The following is a 21,988-nucleotide window of genomic DNA, read 5'->3' as shown; positions in this document are numbered from 1 at the left end:
AGCGTGATCAATGATGGTCAGAAACTCGCCAAGGCCCCCGGTACGGCGCCCGAGAGTGATGGCGAGCATGCGTCACCGCTCAGATGGCGAATACTGCGGATACTTGCACCGCTGGTATTCACCATCTGTGCCATCAGTGGAGCCGTGAGTTATTACCTGTATGCCATCGAGGCCGTCGAGCACATGCATGATGACCATCAGGAAATGATGGATATCGTGGCGCTGTCGATGCCGGACGCCATATGGAACTTCGACGATGAGAGAATCCATGCCTACCTCGAGACTCTCAGTCACCACGCCAGTGTTCATGCCGTGCGCTACTTCAATCACGAGGGGGAGCTTGTCGAGGAGATTGCCAAGAGCGGCACAGCATTGGATCCCGTCACGCATTCGAAGCCACTTGTCTATCAGAACTCACTGGTCAAGCAGGCCGTTGGCAGGCTTGAACTGGAGAGCACCAACGCCCCGTTGCTTACCGCCCGTTACCAGGGTGGAGCTGTGCTGTTCGGGATCGCCCTGACCATCATTCTGTCGATCCTGCTGATGCTTTCCTGGCAGTTGAAGCGCTATGTGATGGACCCCTTGAGCAAGGCCGTGAGGCGCATGCGGCAGCTGGAGGGCCAGCATGCCACCTTCCAACGCATTCCCCCCGTTCACTCGCGCGAGATCAACAAGGTCATCGTGGAGCTGAACAAGCTGGGGGGGCGAATCTTCAACATGATGGAAGCGCTGCGTGACAACGAAGAGCGCTATCAACACTTCTACCGTGATACCCCCGCGTTGCTGTTGGTGATCGACGACAAGGGCACTGTGCAGGATGCCAGCGAGCAAATGCTGGAGGTGACCGGCTGGGCTCGTGAACATCTTGTCGGCATGCCCTTCCATGCACTCATCAGCAGTCAGAATGGCAAGCACATCCATCGCATCAGCACAGCCTTGCGACTGGGCAATGCCTGCAACGACCTGGTGATGACATTGAACTGCCAACACCAGGAAGACCGTCAGGTTCAGGTGGTCATTCCCGCCGCCAATGGCAGCCAGGCCCGGGGCACGATGATGCTGCTGACGGACATCACCGAACTGACCAGGACCCAGCAACGGCTGTTGGAGCATGAGCTGATTGACCCCTTGACGCAGTTACCCAACCGGCTGTCGCTCAATCAGCATGTCCAACAGTTGATCGCACGTGACGCTGTCTTTGGTTTGCTGCTGGTCAATATCGATCGATTCCACAGCATCAATCACCACCTGGGGCCGATGGACGGCGATCTGCTGTTGAAAGAGGTTGGCGCACGGCTCAAGGAGTGTGACCCCGACTGGATCGGACGTACTGGGGGTGATGAATTCGTCATGACCTGTGATATCAATGACTTGCGCCCACTTGTCCACCGGATTCAAATCGCTTTCTCCCATCCGCTGCTCAAGGCTGGTGAACCCATCCATCTAAGCCTGAGCATGGCGGGCCTGCAGGCGCAGGCAGATGACGAGAGCCCCAGCCGCCTGATGCGCCTACTGGAACTTACCGTGGTGGACATCAAGCACAAGGGGGGCAATCAATACCGCACCTGCGTCCGCGATAGCGCGCTGGAAGACGGTGAGCCGTTGTTCCTGAAGGAGCGCATGATTCGCGAAGCCTTGACCATGGGCTGGTTCCGCCTTTATCTACAGCCCATCTTCCGGGCGGCCAACGCGGACCTGGAGGCTCCGGAACTGCTCGGCGCGGAGGCACTGATCCGCCTTGAGCACCCTGATCTCGGCCTGGTGCCCCCCGATGAGTTCATTGCAGCGGCAGAAAAGACCGGACAGATCGTCGAGATCGGCAACTGGGTATTGGAAGAGGCTGCTGTCATTCTGTGCGAATGGCGACGACTCGGGATCGAGGAGCGCTATCTGTCCGTCAATGCCTCCGTCATCCAGTTCAGGGATCAAGGTATTCTGCACCAGCTCGAGTCACTGCTCGAGCGCTACCCGATTCATCCCTCGCAGCTGGTGGTCGAGGTCACCGAGAACCTGATGCTCGACAGCAAAGACAGCCTGCGTTATCAACTGCAGGCAATACGCAGACTGGGCGTCAACCTCTCGCTGGATGATTTCGGGACAGGCTTCTCATGCCTCTCCTATCTGCATGATCTGCCTTTCGGCATCCTGAAGGTCGATCGCTCCTTCGTCATGAATGTCGAGACCAGTCGCCGGGACAGGGAGCTGGCGCGGGTCATCGTCGCGATGGGCCAATCACTCGGCATGCAGGTCGTTGTCGAGGGGGTCGAGGAGCGGGGGCAAGCCGAAATCTTCCAGGCCATGGGTGTCCACGCCTTCCAGGGCTATCTCTTCGGTCGCCCTATGCCGCAGCAGGCCTTCGAGACGCGCTTTCACGCCAACGCGGATGCGCGTGTCAGTCTGCTGAAACCTGTCAGGCGCGCACCAGGCACAGGCAATGACCTGGGATGATGGCGTCTGACTGAGGCCGTCCGTTTTGCGCAAGCGCGGAACGCGGCAGGCCCGTGCCTGTCGTGAGACCCCGGGCAACATGGCCAGACGCCTTACCCTCCGGCGGCTGGTCTTTTCTTTTTCGCTGCTGGTAGGCAAACTCAACGCGCCTTCTTAATAACGCCATCGTCGAAAACTATGAGGATTTATTCTTTTAAAGAATAAAGAATAGAAGGTATGGTGGCTTCAGCATCAACAAGATTCGCATCAGTGGACGATCATCTGATGCCCGACCGCAGGACACCCCTGACATGTATCGCTATGACACCTACGACCAGACACTGGTCGACGAGCGGGTAGCTCAGTTCAAGGACCAGATGGATCGCTATCTGGCGGGCCGTCTGGGAGATGAAGAATTCCGCCCTCTGCGCCTGCAGAACGGCCTCTACATCCAGCGTCATGCCCCGATGCTGCGTATCGCCATTCCCTACGGCATGCTGAGCGCTGTCCAGCTGCGCGCCATGGCGGCCATCAGTCGTCGTTATGACCGTTCCTATGGACACTTCACGACTCGCCAGAATCTGCAGCTCAACTGGCCGAAGCTGGAAGATGTCCCGGCGATTCTCGCCGAACTGGCTCAGGTCGAGATGCATGCGATCCAGACCAGCGGCAACTGCATCCGCAATACCACGACTGACCAGTTCGCCGGTATCGCGGAAGACGAGACCGTCGATCCGCGTCCCTGGTGTGAGCTGATCCGTCAGTGGTCCACGCTTCACCCGGAATTTGCCTATCTGCCGCGCAAGTTCAAGATTGCCGTCACCGGTGCCAGCGCCGACCGTGCTGCCATCCAGGTCCACGATATCGGCATTCGTCTCAACCGCGCCGACGATGGCAGTGTCAAGGCCACCATCCTGGCGGGTGGCGGTCTCGGCCGTACGCCGATGGTCGGCGACATCGTGCGCGAAGACCTCGACTGGCAGCACCTGCTGACCTATCTGGACGCCATCGTGCGTGTCTACAACCAGTGGGGCCGTCGCGACAACAAGTACAAGGCGCGCATCAAGATCCTGGTCAAGGCACTGGGAATCGAGGAATTCCGTCGTCGCGTCGAGGAAGAATGGGCCCACCTCAAGGATGGCCCGGAAACCCTCACCGACTCCGCCGTCACCAAGGCGACCAGCTACTTCCCCGAGCCTGAGCGCCGTGAAGTCAGCGCCGAGGCCATCGAGGCCTATGAGACCCTGCGCCGCAAGAACCGTGCCTTCGCGCGTTTCGTGACCAACAACGTCGTCGGCCACAAGGTGCCGGGCTACAAGGCCGTCACCCTGTCGCTCAAGCGTCGTGAACTGGCCCCGGGTGACGTCACTGCCGACCAGATGGACGCCGTGGCTGACCTCGCGGAGCAGTATGGCTTCGGCGAACTGCGCGTGACACACGAGCAGAACCTGGTGCTGTCTGACGTGCCGGTCGATGAACTCGAGACACTCTGGAAGGCGCTGGAAGAACTCGGCATGGCCAACCCGACCGTGGGCACGCTGGCGGACATGATCTGCTGCCCGGGTGGCGATTTCTGCTCGCTGGCCAATGCCAAGTCGATTCCCATCGCTCAGGCACTGCAGGACCGCTTCGAAGACCTCGACTTCCTGTACGACCTCGGCCCGCTGGACCTGAACATCTCGGGCTGCATGAACGCCTGTGGCCATCACCACGTCGGCAACATCGGTATCCTCGGTGTCGACAAGAAAGGCCAGGAGTTCTACCAGGTCTCGCTGGGCGGACGCAGCGACGACAACGCCACGCTCGGCAAGATCCTCGGCCCGTCCTTCAATGCCGAAGACATGCCGAACGTCATCGAAAAGGTGCTGCAGGTGTACGTCGAGCAGCGTCTGGAAGATGAAGTCTTCGTCGATACCTACCACCGCATCGGCATGAAGCCGTTCAAGGAGCGGGTCTATGCCTGAGGTGACTGCAGAAATGACATCAGCACGTGAATTGACCGATCAGCGCCAGGGTGGCGTCATCCGTCAGAATCAGCTGGTGAGCGAAGATGCCTGGCAGGTCGTGCGTCTGGATGAAGACGGCAATCTGCCGAGCTATCAGCAACCCGCCCTGCTGCCGCTGGCAGAATGGCAGGCGCTGGTCGCCGCCGGCGAAGGCTCTGATCATCTGGCGCCCTGGCTTGCCAGTGACACCGAGCTCACGCCGGAACTGGGCAAGGCACTGGCGGACGCACCGCTGCTGGCGGTCGACTTCCCGAACTTCAATGATGGCCGCGGTTACACCATCGCCCGCCTGATGCGCGAGCGCTTCGGCTATCAGGGTGAGATTCGCGCCATCGGTGACGTGCTGGTGGATCAACTCCACTACATGAGCCGTTGCGGCATCAGTGCTTTCGCCCTGCGTGACGATCAGTACGTGGAAGATGCCTTGCATGCGCTGAGCTCGTTCAGCGTCAGCTACCAGACCGGTGTCGACCAGAAGACGCCGCTGTTCGCGCGTCGTTGATCGCCCGCTCTTGATCACTCACTGCTTCTGCCTGCGAACAGACGCGGGATAGAAGGCAATCGCAGCCGAGTGAACCAAGCAAAAGCCCCCGTCCAGGATGCTCTCCTGGGCGGGGGCTTTTTTCGTTCCGGATGTTTCGTAACTGAAGCGTCTTGTCTGACGTTTCGTCTCTGTCACCTGAGCGGCTCATCAGCCGGCGACGACCGTGGACAGCAATGCCATCCCTCCTACCAGCAGTGCGGCCATCACCAGTCCCACCACCAGAAAGTCCAGCGCATGGCCGTGCTCGAAATCACGCTTGCGATTGGCCTCCTTCTGGACACCAAAGAATGCTGCCAGTACGGATTTGACTTCATTGATCATGATCGCCTCCTAGTCGGTGACCTCACGCAATTCATCATCTGGGCACAGGGTTGTCTGAGGACAGGGTTGTTGAAGACAGAGTTGTTGAAGACAGAGTTGACTGGGGACAGCACAGGATGCTCGCGCGCATTCCAGCAGAGGGAGCTATGCTCAACTCAGCTCAGGTTGCGAAGCCTGTGCCACCGAACACCAGCCACTATCACTATTGGTCACAATAACGCCAAACACCAGCCGCCCCGCAGGTATTTCCCCCAAGGTTTGCACTCATCAGCTATCAGATACCATGAGACAGGAGTCCAGAATGCCAGTCGCCAATCAACCGATGCAGCCTTTCGCTGCCATGTTCAGCACCCCACTGCCCTGGATGAATCGCCCCGACGACCTCGTGCATCCCCTCGCTCCCTTGATGCGTTGTCAGCAGGTATGGTGGACCCTGAGCCTCAAGGCATATGAGCAGGAAATCGAGTTTATTCGCATGTGGCAGACCAAGAGCATGGAAATGGGCCAGTGCCTGCTATCGACCGGGTTCGTTGACCCTCTCGAGTCGAAGGAGTGCCTGACGGACATTGTCAGTGATGTGCAGGAACATACCGTCAAGCGCCTGCAACGCCTGCAAGGCCTGACAGATGAACTGAAGGAAGCCATCTGGGAGGAAATCTAGGCCACAGTCGTAGGCCGAGGACTGGTGGGTACCTTGCCAAATGGAGCTTGCCGTCAAACAGGCAAGCGGTCTCGTAGATGAGCCGGCAAGCCAATATTTCGCTAAGCAGGTAAGCCAATAACAAGACGTCAGAAAATCTATCGGGCTAGATAATCCATTGGATCCAGATGCACCAAGCGAGAAACGCACAACGCCCAGCCTTCAGGAAGAAGTGCTGGGCGTTGTTCTTGCAGGCCTAATCAGACCATCGCGACACGCATAGTCATAACTGCATAGCTCAGGTCATAGCTCAAGTGATAGTTCAGGGCTTGCTCAAGGCAGAGTGCAGAAGACGTCAGCCAAGACTGAGGCTTACGCTGACTCCTCTGACTCCGCGTCTCCCTTGAAGGCCTCAAGCTCACGCAGCCATGTCTGGGCGGCCTCGCGATCGAGATCGAATTCCGCGATCAGGCTCTCGAGCCGTGACACGAACTCCGCTTCACGCTGCTGCGCGCGCGCGTCGTCAGCCTCCTGGTTCGACTCAGCGGCGGGCGCGGGCTGAGAAGAGCGATCCAGCGCATTCAGCTCTTCCGCCAACGCCTTTTCGAGCTCATCAAAGAGAGCACGCTGCTTGCGAGCACTGGCAATGATCTTTTCATCATGTCGGTTCATGCACGATTTTCCACTTTTGATCTTGTCGACAGCAAGAAGACAACGCTATGAGTCTACTGCAGGACGATGAGCGACAATTTGACTTGCAACTTATGCACGACACCTTCAACACTCGATCGGCGCGCCTCAAATCAAGATGTTAGCGAGCCTCTTCTGGACAGCCATTGACAAATGACAGATATCTTCTTGAAAGCCATACAGAAAACTAGCTTCATCATGCCCCTTTCAACGCCTGCTCGCAAGACATCGCACGCTACGCCAAGTGCGCAAGTGCCCTGAACTGGGGCCTCGCGGAGTGTTGAGCGCCCTCTCTTGGCATCTGGACGGCAACATCGTAACGTTGGCTGAATGACATCGAGGCCTGAAACGACATCTCCCGAGCCCTGCACTAGGCGCTATGCTCGAAACAGTGCCATTATCGCCCTTCCCAGCGCCACCGCATCACTCATGGATGACGTGACTCGATGATCAAGGATAGTGATCTCTCTCGACATGGGCCAGATACCGGCCCGCCCGATCTTCGCTCACCGGACAGACAGCGTCCGTTCGGCAAACCTTTGCGCCTGTGGCTGGGGTTGACCGCACTCTCCTGTATCTCGCTTGGCGGCCTGCTGGTATTTCAAGAATCGCAGAGTCGCGAGCAGGACATTCTGCAGGCCCAGGCGACCCAGATGCTGGTCGCCAGGGAGCGGCGTCAACAGGCCAGCCTTATGGTGGAGCAGACACTGGGCATGATCGCCTCGCGACATCGCGATTACGAGCATCGTCTGCAACGTCTTCTGATCACCACCATGCGCTCCCCGTCACTGGGCATCAGCCATCTGAGTGGCCGTGATCGCTCCTTCGTCAGCACCGAACTATTGCGTCAGTTCCCGGACCTGCGCATCAACCCGGACTGGATCGACATCGTGCAGCTCCCCACCACGCTCCACCCTGACTGGTGGAATCAGGAGCTGAATCAGCGCCTCAACGCGGGCATGCGCAAGGCACAATTCCTGCGCGGCACGGATGCCGGACTGGTGTTTGCCGTGCCTCTGGGGCAAGAGGAAGACAGCCCCGGCGCCGTGCGCCTTGATCGTCGACAGCAGCCTGCCCCCTGGGCGCTGGTGCATATCGACCCGAAGATGGTGGCCTTTCTGGTCGCCAATGAGCTGAGACAGTCACTGCACGCGAGTATCGAGCGCGAGGAAAGCCGATATGTCTGGATCAACGAGATCCTGGACCCGGCCGGCGGCGAGGGCTATGCCCGCCGCTTGATCCATCCTCTGCTGCCGGCCACCGAAGGCAAGTTGCTGTCGACGGAGTACCAGGACAGCAGTGGCCGCTTCCCGTATCGCACCGAGCTCGAGGGTGTCTTGAACGGCAGTGGCATCTACTTCGATTACCGCTTCCCCAAGCGCCCGGGCGCCGAGCAGGTCGACAAGACCGCCTACGCCGCCCTGTATCCCCCCTTCCAGTGGATCATCGCCAGTGGTGTCTATCTCGATGACATCAGTGAAGCCGCCTTCCAGGCGCACGAAGACTTGATGAAGAAGAAGCACGCGCTAGAGCGTTGGCACTTCCTTATCACGCTGCTAGTAACTTTGATACTCTGCCTGGCCTTTGGCTACGCCTTCCTGCGCCAGTATCGTGAGCGACAGCTGCAGATGCGCCAGCGCATGAATCAACTGGAACATGAGCTTGAGCAGCGCGGCGAAGACAGGCTCGGGTCGGTGATGCGCATGATCCGCGAGGAACGCTGCCCCGAGCGCTCGGGAGAAGACTGGCTGGCCGCCAATCTTGTCAGCGCCATGGCGACGCGACTCGGGATGGACCGCCAGGAAATCGCCACGCTGGAGCGCGTTGCCATGCTGCATGATATCGGCAAGCTGGCACTGCCCGACTCACTGCTGCGGCCACGCGATGAACTCCATTTCGATCAATATCACTTGCTGCGTCGCCATGTCGAGATCGGTGCACGCATGATGGAAGATGCCCTGATGGCGCCCGCCGAAGCTGACCTGTTGCGTGCCAGCCAGCAGTTCATGCTCGGTGCCCCTCCTCATGCAGACGTCCCACAGGCTGAGCAAGCCTCGGCCAATATTGCAGCGACCTCGCTCGCTGCCAGCACTCTGGCGCTGGTCGTGCAGGTCATCGAGTTGGTGCGACACACCGGTGTCAGTGAGGCCCAGGCGCTGTGCGATATCGAGCATCGTCATGGCCATCTACCGCCAGAATTGCTGCATGCGGCGCGTGAAGTGCTGACGGAGCAACCGATACCGCCGGCGCCCACCCTGCATCGACTCTGCCCGCAGCAGATTGAACGTGACCCGAACCGGTGGCGCGACAGCCACAGTGGCTGCTTCACCCGCGCACTGCTGGATGCCGCTCTCGAAGCACTGTCCCGTGAGTGTCAGGACGCCATGGGGCAGCACATCACGCTGTGCCATCTTCGCCTGAGCCGGAAGGGAGGCGCGCGACGCGACGCTGGCGACAGGCAACTTGCGCCACTCGATGCTCAGCTTGGCCCGCACCTGAATGCCTGCTTCCATCCGTTGCGTGTCTTCCGCGTCAGCGAGGGCAACTTCATCGTGATGGGCCATCAATGTCGGGATATCTCGCCTGCGCAGAAAGTGACTCGCCGCCCTGAAGGCAATGAGCCATTGTTCGAGGCGCCAGCCAATGGCACTGCCTCGCCGCCCACCGCCGATTCCCTGGCATCGCTGCTGTCATCGCTGGAGGACACCGCGACCCTGGAGATCACGCTGCTCGATCTCTCCTGTGCCCAGACCCTCAAGGAATGGCAATTGACCCTCAATGGCCACCTGGCTCGCTACCCACCATCGGCTTGATCCGGCCATGGCGTTTTCCATGTGACCCGCCTTCCCAATCCCAAAAGGCGTGACAGAGGCCAGGCATCGCGTCTGGCCTCTGTCGTTGTGGATGCACTCCTTGTTACTCCTCCCCTGTGACACGCCACCTTGTTGATTGCGCCCTTGTTGCTGTGTCGGGCGAACTTCTCGCGCGACCAAAGTTGAAGTGTCTGTCCCTTGTTGAAATGTCCGACATTTATTAATGTGTGTTCAGACATTTATTCTGATGCTCGGAATCTCATGCGTCAGCGCCGCGCTCGAAGATGGTGCGATGCAGTGACTCTCCTGACCATCACCTCATGACAGGCCACTCAATGACCGACTCTCTGGCGACAGCCTCGCTCGCCACTGACAGCGCTTCGGCGGACGACGCGACCCCGCGCAGCATGGAGGCCATCGCCACCTGCATGGCGCGGGAAATCCTCGCGGGCAGCTTCGGCCCCGGTGACAGTTTTCCGCGTGAACTGGACCTCTGCCAGCGCTTCGACGCCAGCCGCAATCGTGTTCGCAACGCCCTGGCTCAGCTGGTGAGCGCTGGGCTGCTGGAGCGCACCGCCGGGCGTGGCACCATCGTGCGCGAGATGAGCGAATGGCAGCTGCTGGACCCGCTGATGAGCCATTGGGTCAGCGGCCTCGACGCTATCAACCCGGACCTGATGCGCGAGATCTACGCCTTCCGCCTCTCCGTCGAGCCCTACGTCAGTGCGCTGGCCGCGATGAAGGCCAATGCCCAGGACCTCGCGCGCCTGGAGCGCGCCTTCGAAGGCATGGTCAATACCGCCAATGACAGCTCACGCGAGGCGCATGCCGAGCACGACGTCGCCTTCCACGAAGCCATCTACCACGCCACCCACAATCTGGTGTGGACACAGCTTGGCAGCCTGCTGCGGCCTTCCATCAGCCAGCTGATCCACAGTACCCAGCAGTCCGCGCAGCAGCATGATCACAGCCATCATCGCGCCAGCCTCGATCGTCACCGCGCGGTGATGGAGGCCATTCGCCTGCGCCAGCCCGAGATGGCACGCACCTGTGCCGAGCGGGTACTGGAGACCGCAGCGCGCGATCTCGGCTTCTCACCGGACCACCCGCAGCTGGGCCACCGCCGCTTCTGATGCTGATCGGGCGTCAGCTGATGGCGACCGATCCCACCACCCGCGTCGCCTGGCGCTGAGCCTCGTTCAAACGCCCATTCTCAACAAGGATGCATCCGTGAAAATCACCCGACTCAAGACCTGGCAAGTTCCGCCGCGATGGCTGTTCCTCAAGATCGAGACCGATGAAGGCTGCTATGGCTGGGGCGAGCCGGTCATCGAGGGCCGCGCCGCGACCGTCGAGGCCGCCGTGCACGAGCTGTCCGATTATCTGGTCGGTCAGGACCCGCGCAATATCGAGCACCTGTGGAACGTGATGTACCGCGCGGGCTTCTACCGTGGCGGCCCGATCCTGATGTCTGCCATCGCCGGCATCGATCAGGCGCTGTGGGACCTGAAGGGCCGTGATCTGGGAGTGCCCGTGCACCAGCTGCTCGGCGGCCCGGTGCGCGACAAGATGCGCATGTATGCCTGGACCGGCGGTGACCGCCCGTCAGATGTCGGCGCAGGCGCCAAGGCGCTGGTCGATCAGGGCTTCACCGCCTTCAAGATGAATGGCACGCCGGAGATGCAGATCGTCGATTCGCACAAGAAGATCGATGACGCCGTGGCGCGTGTCGCCGAGGCCCGTGATGCGGTCGGTCCGGATGTCGGCATCGGCATCGACTTCCATGGTCGCGTGCATCGCCCGATGGCCAAGGCGTTGCTGCGTGAGCTGGAGCAGTTCCACCCGATGTTCATCGAGGAGCCGGTCGCGCCTGAGCACCTGCCGTCGCTCAAGCACATCGCCGAAGGCATCGCGACGCCCATCGCCACCGGCGAGCGCCTGCACACCCGCTTCCAGTTCCGCGATCTGCTGGCGGACGGCATGGTCGACATCATCCAGCCGGATCTCTCCCACTGTGGCGGCATCAGCGAAGGCCTGAAGATCGCCACCCTGGCCTCGGCCTACGATGTGGCGCTGGCTCCACACTGCCCGCTCGGCCCGCTGACGCTGGCGGCCTCGCTGCAACTGGACGCGGTGTGTCACAACGCCTTCATCCAGGAACAGAGCATGGGCATCCACTACAACAAGGACAACGACGTACTGGATTACCTGGTCGACAAGGATGCGCTGGCGATCAAGGACGGCTTCTGCGCCATTCCGCAGGGCCCTGGGCTGGGCGTCGAGATCGACGAAGCCTTCGTCGAGGAGCGTGCCAAGGTCGGCCATCGCTGGCGCAACCCGCTGTGGACCCACGAAGACGGCTCCGTCGCCGAGTGGTAATGCCGAGCAAGCCGCAACGCACACACTGACAACACAGACGCCATGCCAGGACAGGCCTTCCGCCGAAGGCCTGTCACGCTCAAGGAAGGATTCGACATGACTCGTACCGCATCATCCGAACGCCCCGCCTTCGCCGACTTTCGCTACCCGGACCTCGAAGGTGCCAGCGTCTTCATCACCGGCGGTGGCTCCGGCATCGGCGCCGCGCTGACCGAAGGCTTCCTCGCCCAGGGCGCCAAGGTCGCCTTCGTCGGCCTGTCCGATGCCAGCGAATTCTGTGACGCCTTGGAAGCTCGCTACGCCAATCGTCCGCTGTTCATCCGCTGCAACATCCAGGATATCGAGGCGCTGCAGGCCGCCGTCGCTCAGGCGCGTGAGGCCCACGGCCTGATCAACGTGCTGGTCAACAACGCCGCGCGTGACACCCGTCATACGCTGGATGAGTGGACGGTGGAACAGTGGGATGAATCCATCGCCACCAACCTGCGCCCGCAATTCTTCACCGCCCAGGCCGTCGCCCCCGACATGCGCGCGCTGGGTGGCGGCGCCATCATCAATCTGTCCTCCAACAGCTACATGCTGGGACTGGGCGGCTACCCGACCTACGTTACCGCCAAGGCCGGCATCATGGGCATGACCAAGGCACTGGCGCGCGAGCTGGGCCCGGACGCCATTCGCGTCAACTGCCTGATTCCGGGCTGGGTGATGACGGAGCGTCAGCGCGAGCTGTGGGTCAACGACAAGGACCTGAACGAGTGCATTGATCAGCAGTGTCTGAAAGAGGCCATTCCGGTCGAGGACATGATCAATCCGTGCCTGTTCCTGGCCTCCAGCGCCTCGCGAATGATGACCGGCCAGCCGATGGTGGTTGACGGAGGCCGAGTGTGAGCGCCGTCAGCGTCACGCCGGCCTGGATCGCCGTCGACTGGGGTTCCAGCAATCTGCGCGCCTGGGCCGTCAATGACGACGATGCAGTCATCGCCCAGGCCAGCAGTGCCCGCGGCATGCTGGGGCTTGCGGCGGATGAGTTCGAGGATGTGCTGCGCGTGCTGATCAATGACTGGCTGCCCGACGATACGACTTCACCCATGCCGGTGCTGATCTGTGGCATGGCCGGCGCGCGTCAGGGCTGGCAGGAGGCGGCTTACCTGCCGCTGCCCACGGAGAAGACGCCTTCCCATGATGTGCTTGCCGCCCTCGGTGAGCGGCTCACCCATGTCACGACACGCGACAGCCGCCTTGCCGTCGCCATCGTGCCGGGCCTCTGCCAGCAGCAGCCGACCTACGATGTCATGCGTGGCGAGGAGACCCAGCTGGCGGGCCTGGTCGCCGCCCAACCGGACTATAGCGGTGCGGTGTGTCTGCCCGGCACCCACGCCAAGTGGGCACATCTCGCCAGTGGCGCCATCACCGGCTTCAGCACCTTCATGAGCGGCGAACTCTACAAGCTGCTCAGTCAGGATTCGGTGCTCAAACACTCCGTCGCCGCGGGAGATCTCAGCGACGCCGCCCAGCGCGGTGCCTATCTGGAGGGCATCGACACGGCGCTTGCCGCCCCGGAGCGCACCACCGCACAGCTGTTCGGCATTCGTGCCCGTGATCTGCTTGATACGGCTCTGCCTCAAGGTGATGCCCGCAAGGCGGTACTCGGCGCACGCCTGTCAGGCCTGGTGCTGGGTCTTGAGCTGGCGGGCGCCACTGCGGAGCTTTCGGATCACGCCACCATCACCCTGATCGGCGACGCCGTGCTGTGCCAGCGCTATCAGGTCGCGCTGGAACATCTGGGCTATCACGTCACCACTGCAGCCAACGCCGACATGATTCTGGCAGGGCTCGGACGCATCCAGCGTGCACGATCAGCCGCGCAGGCATCGTCATCAGACCGTGGATCGTCCTCGGCCCGTGCGTCGTCATCGGATCGCGCCTCTGTGAGCCATTGATTCAGCGCTGATGGCATTGCCAGTCAGTGAGCCACGTCACTCCTCACTTCACACAGCCCTTATTCAAAGAGCTCCTCTTCAAACAGCCCCTTTCGAGATCATCGCCGCCGGCATCACCCGCATCGAAGTCCCGCTCAACTCCCCTCAACCGCTGGAGAGCATCGCCGCGCTGGTCGAGCACTGCGAGCGCGCGCATGGCGGCAAGATCCTGATCGGTGCCGGCACCGTGCTGACCCCGCAGCAGGTGCGCGATGTGCACGCCGCGGGCGGCCGTCTGATCGTCTCGCCCAATGCCGATGTCGATGTCATCCGCGAAAGTCGCCGGCTGGAGATGGTCTCGCTGCCCGGCATCGTCACGCCGACGGAAGCCTTCGCCGCACTCGCTGCCGGCGCCTCGGGTCTCAAGCTGTTCCCGGCGACTCAGGTCGGCATCGTCAACATGAAGGCCATGCTGGCCGTGCTGCCCAAGGACACCGAGCTTTATGCCGTCGGCGGCATCGGCAGTGACAACTTCGCAGAATGGCGCGCGGCGGGTGTCCACGGCGCTGGCCTCGGCACGGCCATCTACACGCCCGGCCTGAGCGCCGCCGAAGTGGGCGAACGTGCCCGCACGCTGGTCGCGGCATGGCAGGCGGCCAACTGACAGCCACACACGGATGGCGACAAGCCACGTCGCTGCAAGAGTGACGAGAGCGCGCCAATAGCCCATGGGTATAAGCGACCACGGATATCGCAAAGGAGCAGCAGATGACGTCATCACCATGCCTTGGCACTGCCAGGCGCCTCGTCGCCAGTGGCTGCGAGCTGGGCGAAGGACCGGGCTGGACGCCCGCGACCAAGGCCCTGCCTGCGCGGGTGCGCTGGCTGAACATTCTCGCCGGCGAGCTGCATCACGCCGCCGCCAACGGCAGTGATCACGTCATCACTCAGCTTGCGCGCCGCACCTCCTACGCAGCCGTTACCCAAGACGGCGATTACCTGCTGGTCGCGCAGGGGATGCTCTCGCGCTTCAATCCCGAGACCGGCGCCGTGGAAGATGTCATGCCCTTCGAGGCGGACACGACGCCGCACACGCGCAGCAATGACGCGCGGGTCGATCGTCATGGCAGTCTGTGGTTGTCGAGCATGGGCTGCAACGCCGAGTCCGGCGCCGGTAGCCTCTATCGGCTGCATCGCGGTGAGCTGACCCGCGTGCTCGAGGGGCTGAGCATCCCCAATGCCCTGTGCTTCTCGCCGGAGGGCCGCTTCGCCTATTTCACCGACACCGTCAGCGGTCAGGTGATGCGCTGGCAGCTGGACGCCGATGGCTGGCCACTGACGTCGGCAGGCGAATACAACGCCCCCGAAGTGTGGGCCGATCTGCGGGATGCCGGTGGTGGCCCGGATGGCGCCGTGATCGATGCCGATGGCCATATGTGGATCGCGCTCTGGGGAGCCGGCCGCGTGGCCAGGCTGGACCACGACGGCAAGGAAATCGCCCATGTGGCGCTGCCGGTCAGCCAGCCTTCGTGCCCGCTGTTCGGTGGCGAGGGGCTGAGCACGCTGTACATCACCACGGCGCATGAAGGCATGACCACGCCGGATCATGCGGCGGGTGACGGCGACCTCTTCGCGCTGGACCTGTCAGCACACGGTTTCAAGGGACTGGCAGAGCCACCGCTGGTGCTGGGCTGACACTGCCATTCCGTCTCTGATCTTTCTTTATTTCTGGACCTCTCATGATGACCGCAGACGCCCCATCTTCCCGACCGTCGGCTGCGCCTGACGCGACCTGGTCAAGCGATCAACAGTGGTTGAGCCTGAGTGCCGATGGCATCCAGCTGCAGCTGGATCTCGCCGATGGCCTGCTCAAGCTGGCCCATTTCGGGCGCATCGCGCCCATCAATCCGGCTCAGCACCGCCTGATGAGCGCTGCCGCCACGCCCCAGGCGAGCCTGGATCAGCTGCCGCCCAACACCCTGTTCAATGATGCCGGACTCGGCTTTGCCGGCTATCCGGCGCTGATCGGTGACCGCGAAGGCCGCGACTGGCTGACGGCGATGCGCCTGAGCGATGTGGCCTGCTCGACGGATGCCACCGGCGCCCACGCACGCCTGACGCTTCGCGACAGCCTGAGTGAGCTGGAAGTGCTGCTGGCGCTGACCGTCACCCGCGAGGGCGTATTGCGTCAGCAGACGACCCTGAGCAATCAGTCATCAGCGCCCTACCGGCTCGAATGGCTGGCGGCTGCCTGCCTGCCGCTGCCGGTCCGCTTCGAGGATTGCCTGAGTTTCGGTGGCCGCTGGGTGCAGGAATTCACCGAGACACGTCATCGTCTCAGCGAAGGCACCTTCACGCTCGAGAACCGTCGTGGGCGCAGCTCGCATCAACGCGTGCCGACGCTGATCACCGGCACGCCAGGCTTCAGCGAGCAGCGTGGCGAAGTCATCACCGCGCATCTGGCGTGGAGCGGCAACCATCGCGCCCTGATCGAGCGGCAGTTCGATGGCAGCACCCAATTGCAGATGGGCGCCCTGCTGCTGCCCGGCGAGCAGATGCTGGCCGCCGGCGACAGCGTGACCACCCCGGAAGTGGTGATGGCCTGGTCGGATACGGGCATCAATGGCGCCAGCCAGCGCATGCATCGCACCCTGCGCGCGCGCCTTGACTGGCCGGTGGCCGACAAGCCGCGTCCGGTTCACGTCAACACCTGGGAAGCGCTCTACTTCGATCACGATGCGAAGCGCCTCCAAGAGTTGGTCGTTGCCGCCGGTGAGGTGGGTGCCGAGCGTTTCGTGCTCGACGATGGCTGGTTCGTCGGCCGGGATGGCGAGCGCGCCGCCCTGGGCGACTGGTATCTGGATGCCGGCAAGTACCCGCAGGGACTGGGGCCACTGATCGAGTCAGTACACGCGCACGGCATGGAATTCGGCCTGTGGGTCGAGCCCGAGATGGTCAATCCGGACAGTGAACTCTTCCGCACCCATCCGGACTGGATTCTCGGGCTGGAGGGGCGTGAGCAGCCGCTGGGACGCTATCAATGCGTGCTGGACCTGACCCGCCGCGAGGTGTGTGACTACCTGTTTGCGCGCCTCGATGCGCTGCTCAGCGAATACCCGATCAAGTATCTGAAATGGGACATGAATCGCGATCTCACTCACGCGGGGGGCCAGTCGGAGGAAGGACGTGGCAAGCCTGCCGCACATGCTCAGGTCAGCGCACTCTACTCACTTCTGGCCCGCCTGCGAAAGGCGCATCCCGGCGTCGAAATCGAGAGCTGCGCCTCGGGTGGCGCGCGCACCGATCACGGCATTCTGCGGCACACCCATCGCGTCTGGACGTCTGACTGCAACGACCCCCACGAGCGCACGCATATCCAGCGCGGGGCCAGTCGGGTATTGCCACCGGAGCTTCTAGGCGCGCATATCGGGCCGCAACACGCTCACACTACCTCGCGACGCACGACGCTCGCCTTCCGTGCCTCCACGGCGCTGTTCGGTCATCTGGGGCTGGAGCTGGATGTCAGCCAGCTCGATCAGGCGGAGCGCAGTGAACTGCGCGGCTGGATAGCGCGTTACAAGGCGCTGCGTGGCCTGATGCACAACGGTGTCAGCTGGCGTCTGGATTGCCTGGATGACAATCAGCATGCCCATGGCGTGGTCAGTCAGGATGGCCAGCAGGCCCTTTTCAGCATCAGCCAGCTGGCCATGCCACGTCACGCCGTGCCCGCCGCCCAGCCGCTGACCGGCCTGCAAGCCGACACGGCCTACCGGCTCGAGCTGCTGGAACTGCCGGAGTACCCGGAGCGACGCATGAAGCAGCTACCCGCCTGGATCAGCCGACAACAGGCCGGCGAGTCGGTCGTCGTCTCCGGTGAGTACCTGATGCGTGAAGGCCTTGCCCTGCCGGTGCTGGACCCCGACCAGGCGATTCTGATTCACCTTCAGGCGGTGGCGGCATGACCCGTGCCGCGCAGGCCGTGATTGCGTGCACTGCGCTCGCTCCCCATTTTCAGCATCCAGGATGAATCCCATGCAGCTCGGTGTCTGTTACTACCCGGAACACTGGCCACGTGATCGCTGGCCACAGGATGCTCGCGACATGATGGAAGCCGGCATTCGTGTCGTGCGTATCGGTGAATTCGCCTGGAGTCGCCTGGAACCCAGCGCGGGCGATCTGCGCTTCGAATGGCTGGATGAGGCCGTCGAGGTTCTGGCGGCGGCGGGTCTCAAGATCGTGATGGGCACGCCCACGGCGACACCGCCCAAGTGGCTGGTGGATGCCCACCCGGACATTCTGGCCGTCGATGAGAATGGCGACACGCGTGGCTATGGCTCGCGTCGTCATTACTGCTTCTCTTCGCCGACGTTTCGTACCTTGAGCGAGCGCATCGTGCGCCTGATGGGCGAGCGCTACGCGCGCCATCCCGCGATCATCGCCTGGCAGACCGACAACGAGTACGGCTGCCATGACACCATCCTCAGCTACTCCGCGGCCGCCCGCGCCCGCTTCCCCGCATGGCTCGAGGCGCGTTATGGCACGGTCGAGGCCCTCAATGAGGCCTGGGGCACGGTGTTCTGGAGCATGGAAGTCAGCGAGTTCTCCCAGGTCGAGGCGCCCGTCGGCACCGTGACCGAACCGCATCCGGCCATCGTGCTCGATTATCGACGCTTCTGCTCCGACATGGTGGTCGAATACAACCGCCTGCAGGTGGAGACCCTGCGTGCCGCGGGTGTCAGCGGCGATATCGTGCACAACTTCATGGGCCTGTTCACCGAATTCGATCACTTCGATGTCGCCCGTGATCTGGATATCGCCAGCTGGGACAGCTACCCGCTGGGCTTTCTGGAGCGCGGTGCCCACGATGATGCCACCAAGGCCCAGTATCGCCAGCAAGGCCATCCGGACTTTGCCGGCTTTCATCACGACCTCTACCGCGCCATGTGCAAGGGCCGCTGGTGGGTGATGGAGCAGCAGCCCGGCCCGGTCAACTGGGCGATCAGCAACGCCGCGCCCTTGCCCGGCATGGTGCGACTGTGGAGCCACGAAGCCTTCGCGCATGGCGCCGAAGTCGTTTCCTACTTCCGCTGGCGTCAGGCACCCTTCGCCCAGGAGCAGATGCACGCTGGCCTGCTGCGCCCGGATGGCTCGCCCGCCTCGGCCTGGCCGGAGCTTTTGCAGCTGCGCGATGAGCTGGCGACACTCGCGGAACATGACACGACGACTGCCCAGCAGGCGCCCGTCGCCCTGATGTTCGATTACGCCTCCATCTGGGCCTGTCAGATCCAGCCCCACGCCGAGAACTTCAACCCGCTCGAGCTGTACCTGAGCTGGTACAGCGCGCTGCGGCGACTCGGGCTTGATGTCGATATCGTCTCACCGCGCGACGCGCTCAGTGGCTATTCGTTGATCGTGCTGCCCTGTCAGGTGATCGCCGATGAGGCACTGGCGGCGCGTCTGAGCGCGGCGCGCGATTCAGGCAGTCGCGTGGTGGTCGGTGCACGCTCCGGCTCGCGTACGCCGGAGTTTCAGATACCCGCGCAGCTGGCACCCGGCGCACTCAGCGAGCTGACGGGCGTCACGGTCGATCGAGTCGATGGCCTGCGGCCAGGCGCCGAGCCGGCCGTCACCCTGAGCAACGGCGCACGCGGTCACGCCCTGCGCTGGCGCGACCTACTCGATCATCAGCGCACCCGCGCACAGGTGGTAACGCGCTTCGAGGATGGCGAACCCGCCATCCTGCATCAGCGCGGTGTCAGCTATCTGACCGCCTGGTTGAGTGAAGACAGTCTGGTGGCGATTCTGCAGGCGGAGTGTCAGGCCTGCGGCATCACCACCCATGCGCTGCCCGACGGCGTGCGTCTGCGGCGGCGCGGGCCGCTCTGCTTCGCCTTCAACTATGCCCCCGAGCCGCGCTGGCTGCCGGAAGGCCTCGTCAATGACAGCGGGCTGCTGGCCGGTAGCCGGGTGCTGGCACCCGCTGACGTCTGTATCTGGTTCAGTGACGAAAAGCGCCCCTGAGTGCGGCGGCTCCTGCCCACTCATTCAACGCGAAAATCGACTTTGCTTGAAAGCAGGACATCTCTCGGATTTCGCGACCGGCAGACTGTTCGATCACTTGCCGCGGCGCCTTCGGGCGCCGCTTTTTTGTACAGCTATTCTGGACAGCTATTCTGGGCATCCATGTCACCTGCCCAGGCTTCATGAGTGACTACAACAGCGTGCTGAAACAACTGCCCTGCTTACCGGATGACTGAGGTTGCCATATCGCCGGAATAAAACAGACAGAAGATAACGGTATATTTTTTAATGTAAAACGACCTCTCTTTTCGCTGCGCAAGGCCAGAGGGAGTTTTCCCTTGAGTGCTCACTGACCGCACAGCGCTGCCACTTAAGGCGCATTGTTCTCATGTCAGACAATCTCTAGTGTGCTGGATGTCTCTGTATATAAGCCAATAAATAGCAAAAACAACAGGCCACGCACCTGTAGACAGGACAACCGTCGTCAATGGCAGACGACCCACGACTACGATAACGCCAACTACGAGATACCCCCATGAGTATTCTTGCCATTCTGATATCGCTCGGGCTGCTGATGTTCCTGGCCTACCGCGGTATCACCGTTCTCTTGCTCGCCCCTCTGATGGCCGCCCTCGCCGTCGTCCTGTCAGGAGATGCAGCCGCCCTGCTGCCCAGCTACACCGTGACCTTCATGAGACAGCTGGGCGGCTATCTGGCCAAGTTCTTCCCGCTGTTCATCCTCGGTGCCCTGTTCGGTCAACTGATGGCCGATTCCGGGGCCGCGCATGCCATCTCCGAAGGTCTGGTCAAACGCCTGGGGACACGCCATGTGATCCTGACCGTGGTGCTGGCCTGTGCTCTGCTCACCTATGGGGGCGTCTCGCTGTTCGTGGTCGCCTTCGCCGTCTATCCGATTGGCGCCCAGCTCTTCCAGCGCACCGGCACGCCCAAGCGACTGCTGCCCGCGGCCATCGCCCTCGGCTCCTTCACCTTCACCATGACGGCACTCCCCGGCACACCTGCCATCCAGAACGCCATTCCGATCCCCTACTTCCAGACCAACAGCTTTGCAGCGCCGGGGCTTGGCATCATCGCGGGCCTGATCATGCTGGGGCTGGGTACCTGGTGGCTGAAGGGACGTGCCAGCAAGGCTCAGGCACAGGGGGAAGGCTACGGGGTCCACAAGGACGAAGCGCTTGAGGAATCCCCCGCGCCCGCCGCACAGATGGGCATGATCACGGCGCTGATTCCGCTGGTGATGGTCATCGGCCTGAATGCCCTGCTGACCTATCTCGTCTTCCCGCGCATCGATTTCTCCTACCTGAGCGAGGCTTTCCCGGAGCTTGATCCGGCGGGCGCCACCGGCATGTGGTCGATCCTGATCGCGCTGGCCTTCGCCTCCACCTGGCTGGTCATTTCACGCTGGAAGCAGTGGGCCGACCTGAAGACCACCGTCAACAATGGCTGCTTCGGCGCCATGCTGCCTCTGGGTGAGACCTACCGCGAGATGGCCGTCAATGCCGGCATCGACCTGGAGCTGATGCACCGCGTGGCGGCGCTGGCGGCGGGCAGCATGGACACCTTGCCGCATTCCGGCGCGGTCATCACCCTGCTGGCGATCTGCAAGCTGACTCACCGCCAGTCCTACGGCCAGATGTTCATGATGACGGTCGCCTTCCCGATGCTGGCCCTGATTGCCGTCGTGACTCTGGGCAGCCTGGTCGGCAGCTTCTGAGCCCTGAAGCTCCACAACTGTGGGAAGTTTTTGAACATGAGTGGAGCAAAATGACGCCAGGCCAATGACAATAAGGCCAATGACAAGAAGGCCACCCATTCGGGTGGCCTTCTTGTTGAGCAATCACGCTGGCCAGCGACGCGCTGACACCTCAATAGACGTGGTGAGCCCGCTTCGGGTCCAGCGTCTCATGGCGTGCCCGCGTCTTGATCCACAGCGTCAGGTCATCGCGGTCAGCGCCGGGATTCTCGGCGACCCACTCGACGATACGCGAGGCAATGAATTCGGCATGAAACTCGTCGTCGAACTGCAGCAGCATGAGGTCCTCGCCCGCCTGGGAGATGCGCAACAATACCTCGCTTGCCGGCAATACATAGAGATTCAACTCATGCAGATATTGCGTCGTGAAGGTCACGCGCCGAAAACGCTCGGGAACATTGCGCCCACTGTTGCTGATATCGTTCATGAAAGCCATGGCTCTCTCCTACAGTAA

At 62.2% G+C, this 21,988-nt stretch carries 17 protein-coding genes; 14 read left to right on the top strand and 3 right to left on the bottom strand.

Going from position 1 to position 21,988, the window contains the following annotated elements:
* Positions 1-3 precede the first annotated feature (3 nt).
* The 3 genes from AOG28_RS12510 (at position 4) to AOG28_RS12500 (ending at position 4,935) form a co-directional block, all read left to right on the top strand.
* A complete protein-coding gene (locus tag AOG28_RS12510) occupies positions 4-2,448 on the top strand; it encodes a putative bifunctional diguanylate cyclase/phosphodiesterase (protein WP_054556648.1) in 2,445 nt (814 codons plus the stop codon).
* 290 nt (positions 2,449-2,738) lie between these two features.
* Positions 2,739-4,391, top strand: coding sequence for a nitrite/sulfite reductase (locus tag AOG28_RS12505; protein ID WP_054556647.1), 1,653 nt, complete (start codon positions 2,739-2,741; stop codon positions 4,389-4,391).
* Positions 4,384-4,935 (top strand): DUF934 domain-containing protein, encoded by a 552-nt coding sequence (locus tag AOG28_RS12500; protein WP_082388755.1) that lies wholly within the window; start codon positions 4,384-4,386, stop codon positions 4,933-4,935. The genes AOG28_RS12505 and AOG28_RS12500 overlap by 8 nt, the downstream gene beginning before the upstream one ends.
* 189 nt (positions 4,936-5,124) lie before the next feature.
* Here the strand turns inward: AOG28_RS12500 and AOG28_RS17825 are convergent, their stop codons facing one another.
* The gene (locus AOG28_RS17825; RefSeq protein WP_082388754.1) at positions 5,125-5,298 is read right to left on the bottom strand and encodes a DUF2970 domain-containing protein; all 174 of its coding nucleotides are present in this window, start codon (positions 5,296-5,298) and stop codon (positions 5,125-5,127) included.
* A gap of 301 nt (positions 5,299-5,599) precedes the next feature.
* Between AOG28_RS17825 and AOG28_RS12495 the strand changes: the two genes are divergently transcribed.
* Positions 5,600-5,959 (top strand): hypothetical protein, encoded by a 360-nt coding sequence (locus AOG28_RS12495; protein WP_054556646.1) that lies wholly within the window; start codon positions 5,600-5,602, stop codon positions 5,957-5,959.
* Positions 5,960-6,310: 351 nt separating this feature from the next.
* Here AOG28_RS12495 and AOG28_RS12490 read toward each other — a convergent pair whose 3' ends face one another.
* Positions 6,311-6,610, bottom strand: coding sequence for a hypothetical protein (locus AOG28_RS12490; protein WP_054556645.1), 300 nt, complete (start codon positions 6,608-6,610; stop codon positions 6,311-6,313).
* A 464-nt stretch (positions 6,611-7,074) separates the two neighbouring features.
* On the opposite strand from AOG28_RS12490, the gene AOG28_RS12485 reads away from it, so the two are divergent.
* The 10 genes from AOG28_RS12485 to AOG28_RS12440 all read left to right on the top strand — a co-directional run bounded on the left by AOG28_RS12485 (position 7,075) and on the right by AOG28_RS12440 (position 21,495).
* Positions 7,075-9,441 (top strand): cache domain-containing protein, encoded by a 2,367-nt coding sequence (locus tag AOG28_RS12485; protein ID WP_054556644.1) that lies wholly within the window; start codon positions 7,075-7,077, stop codon positions 9,439-9,441.
* A 335-nt stretch (positions 9,442-9,776) separates the two neighbouring features.
* Entirely contained in the window at positions 9,777-10,574 is a 798-nt protein-coding gene (locus AOG28_RS12480) for a FadR/GntR family transcriptional regulator (RefSeq protein WP_235507027.1), read from the top strand.
* Between the two features lie 97 nt (positions 10,575-10,671).
* Positions 10,672-11,820, top strand: a complete 1,149-nt coding sequence (gene dgoD, locus AOG28_RS12475) for a galactonate dehydratase (RefSeq protein WP_054556643.1) — start codon at positions 10,672-10,674, stop codon at positions 11,818-11,820.
* A gap of 96 nt (positions 11,821-11,916) precedes the next feature.
* Positions 11,917-12,708, top strand: a complete 792-nt coding sequence (locus AOG28_RS12470) for an SDR family NAD(P)-dependent oxidoreductase (RefSeq protein WP_054556642.1) — start codon at positions 11,917-11,919, stop codon at positions 12,706-12,708.
* Positions 12,705-13,760: a 2-dehydro-3-deoxygalactonokinase gene (locus AOG28_RS12465; RefSeq protein WP_082388753.1), complete on the top strand. Its 1,056-nt coding sequence runs from the start codon at positions 12,705-12,707 to the stop codon at positions 13,758-13,760. Before AOG28_RS12470 ends, AOG28_RS12465 begins: the two co-directional genes overlap by 4 nt.
* A 10-nt stretch (positions 13,761-13,770) precedes the next feature.
* Complete coding sequence (locus AOG28_RS12460) at positions 13,771-14,403, top strand: 2-dehydro-3-deoxy-6-phosphogalactonate aldolase (protein WP_054556641.1); 633 nt, start codon at positions 13,771-13,773, stop codon at positions 14,401-14,403.
* Between the two features lie 104 nt (positions 14,404-14,507).
* On the top strand, positions 14,508-15,434 hold the full coding sequence (locus AOG28_RS12455; RefSeq protein WP_054556640.1) for an SMP-30/gluconolactonase/LRE family protein: 927 nt from the start codon (positions 14,508-14,510) through the stop codon (positions 15,432-15,434).
* 44 nt (positions 15,435-15,478) lie between these two features.
* Positions 15,479-17,701: an alpha-galactosidase gene (locus tag AOG28_RS12450; protein WP_082388752.1), complete on the top strand. Its 2,223-nt coding sequence runs from the start codon at positions 15,479-15,481 to the stop codon at positions 17,699-17,701.
* 70 nt (positions 17,702-17,771) lie between these two features.
* Positions 17,772-19,760 carry a beta-galactosidase gene (locus AOG28_RS12445; RefSeq protein ID WP_054556638.1) on the top strand — a complete coding sequence of 663 codons (1,989 nt, stop codon included), beginning with the start codon at positions 17,772-17,774 and terminating at the stop codon, positions 19,758-19,760.
* Between the two features lie 535 nt (positions 19,761-20,295).
* Positions 20,296-21,495 (top strand): GntP family permease, encoded by a 1,200-nt coding sequence (locus AOG28_RS12440; RefSeq protein WP_054556637.1) that lies wholly within the window; start codon positions 20,296-20,298, stop codon positions 21,493-21,495.
* Between the two features lie 151 nt (positions 21,496-21,646).
* Here the strand turns inward: AOG28_RS12440 and AOG28_RS12435 are convergent, their stop codons facing one another.
* The gene (locus AOG28_RS12435) at positions 21,647-21,970 is read right to left on the bottom strand and encodes a hypothetical protein (RefSeq protein WP_054556636.1); all 324 of its coding nucleotides are present in this window, start codon (positions 21,968-21,970) and stop codon (positions 21,647-21,649) included.
* Between the last annotated feature and the right edge of the window lie 18 nt (positions 21,971-21,988).

The sequence above is a fragment of the Cobetia sp. UCD-24C genome (assembly GCF_001306765.1).
GTDB lineage: Bacteria > Pseudomonadota > Gammaproteobacteria > Pseudomonadales > Halomonadaceae > Cobetia > Cobetia amphilecti.
Note: the sequence above shows the minus strand (reverse complement) of the source record. Positions and strands in the feature narration are given on the sequence as shown.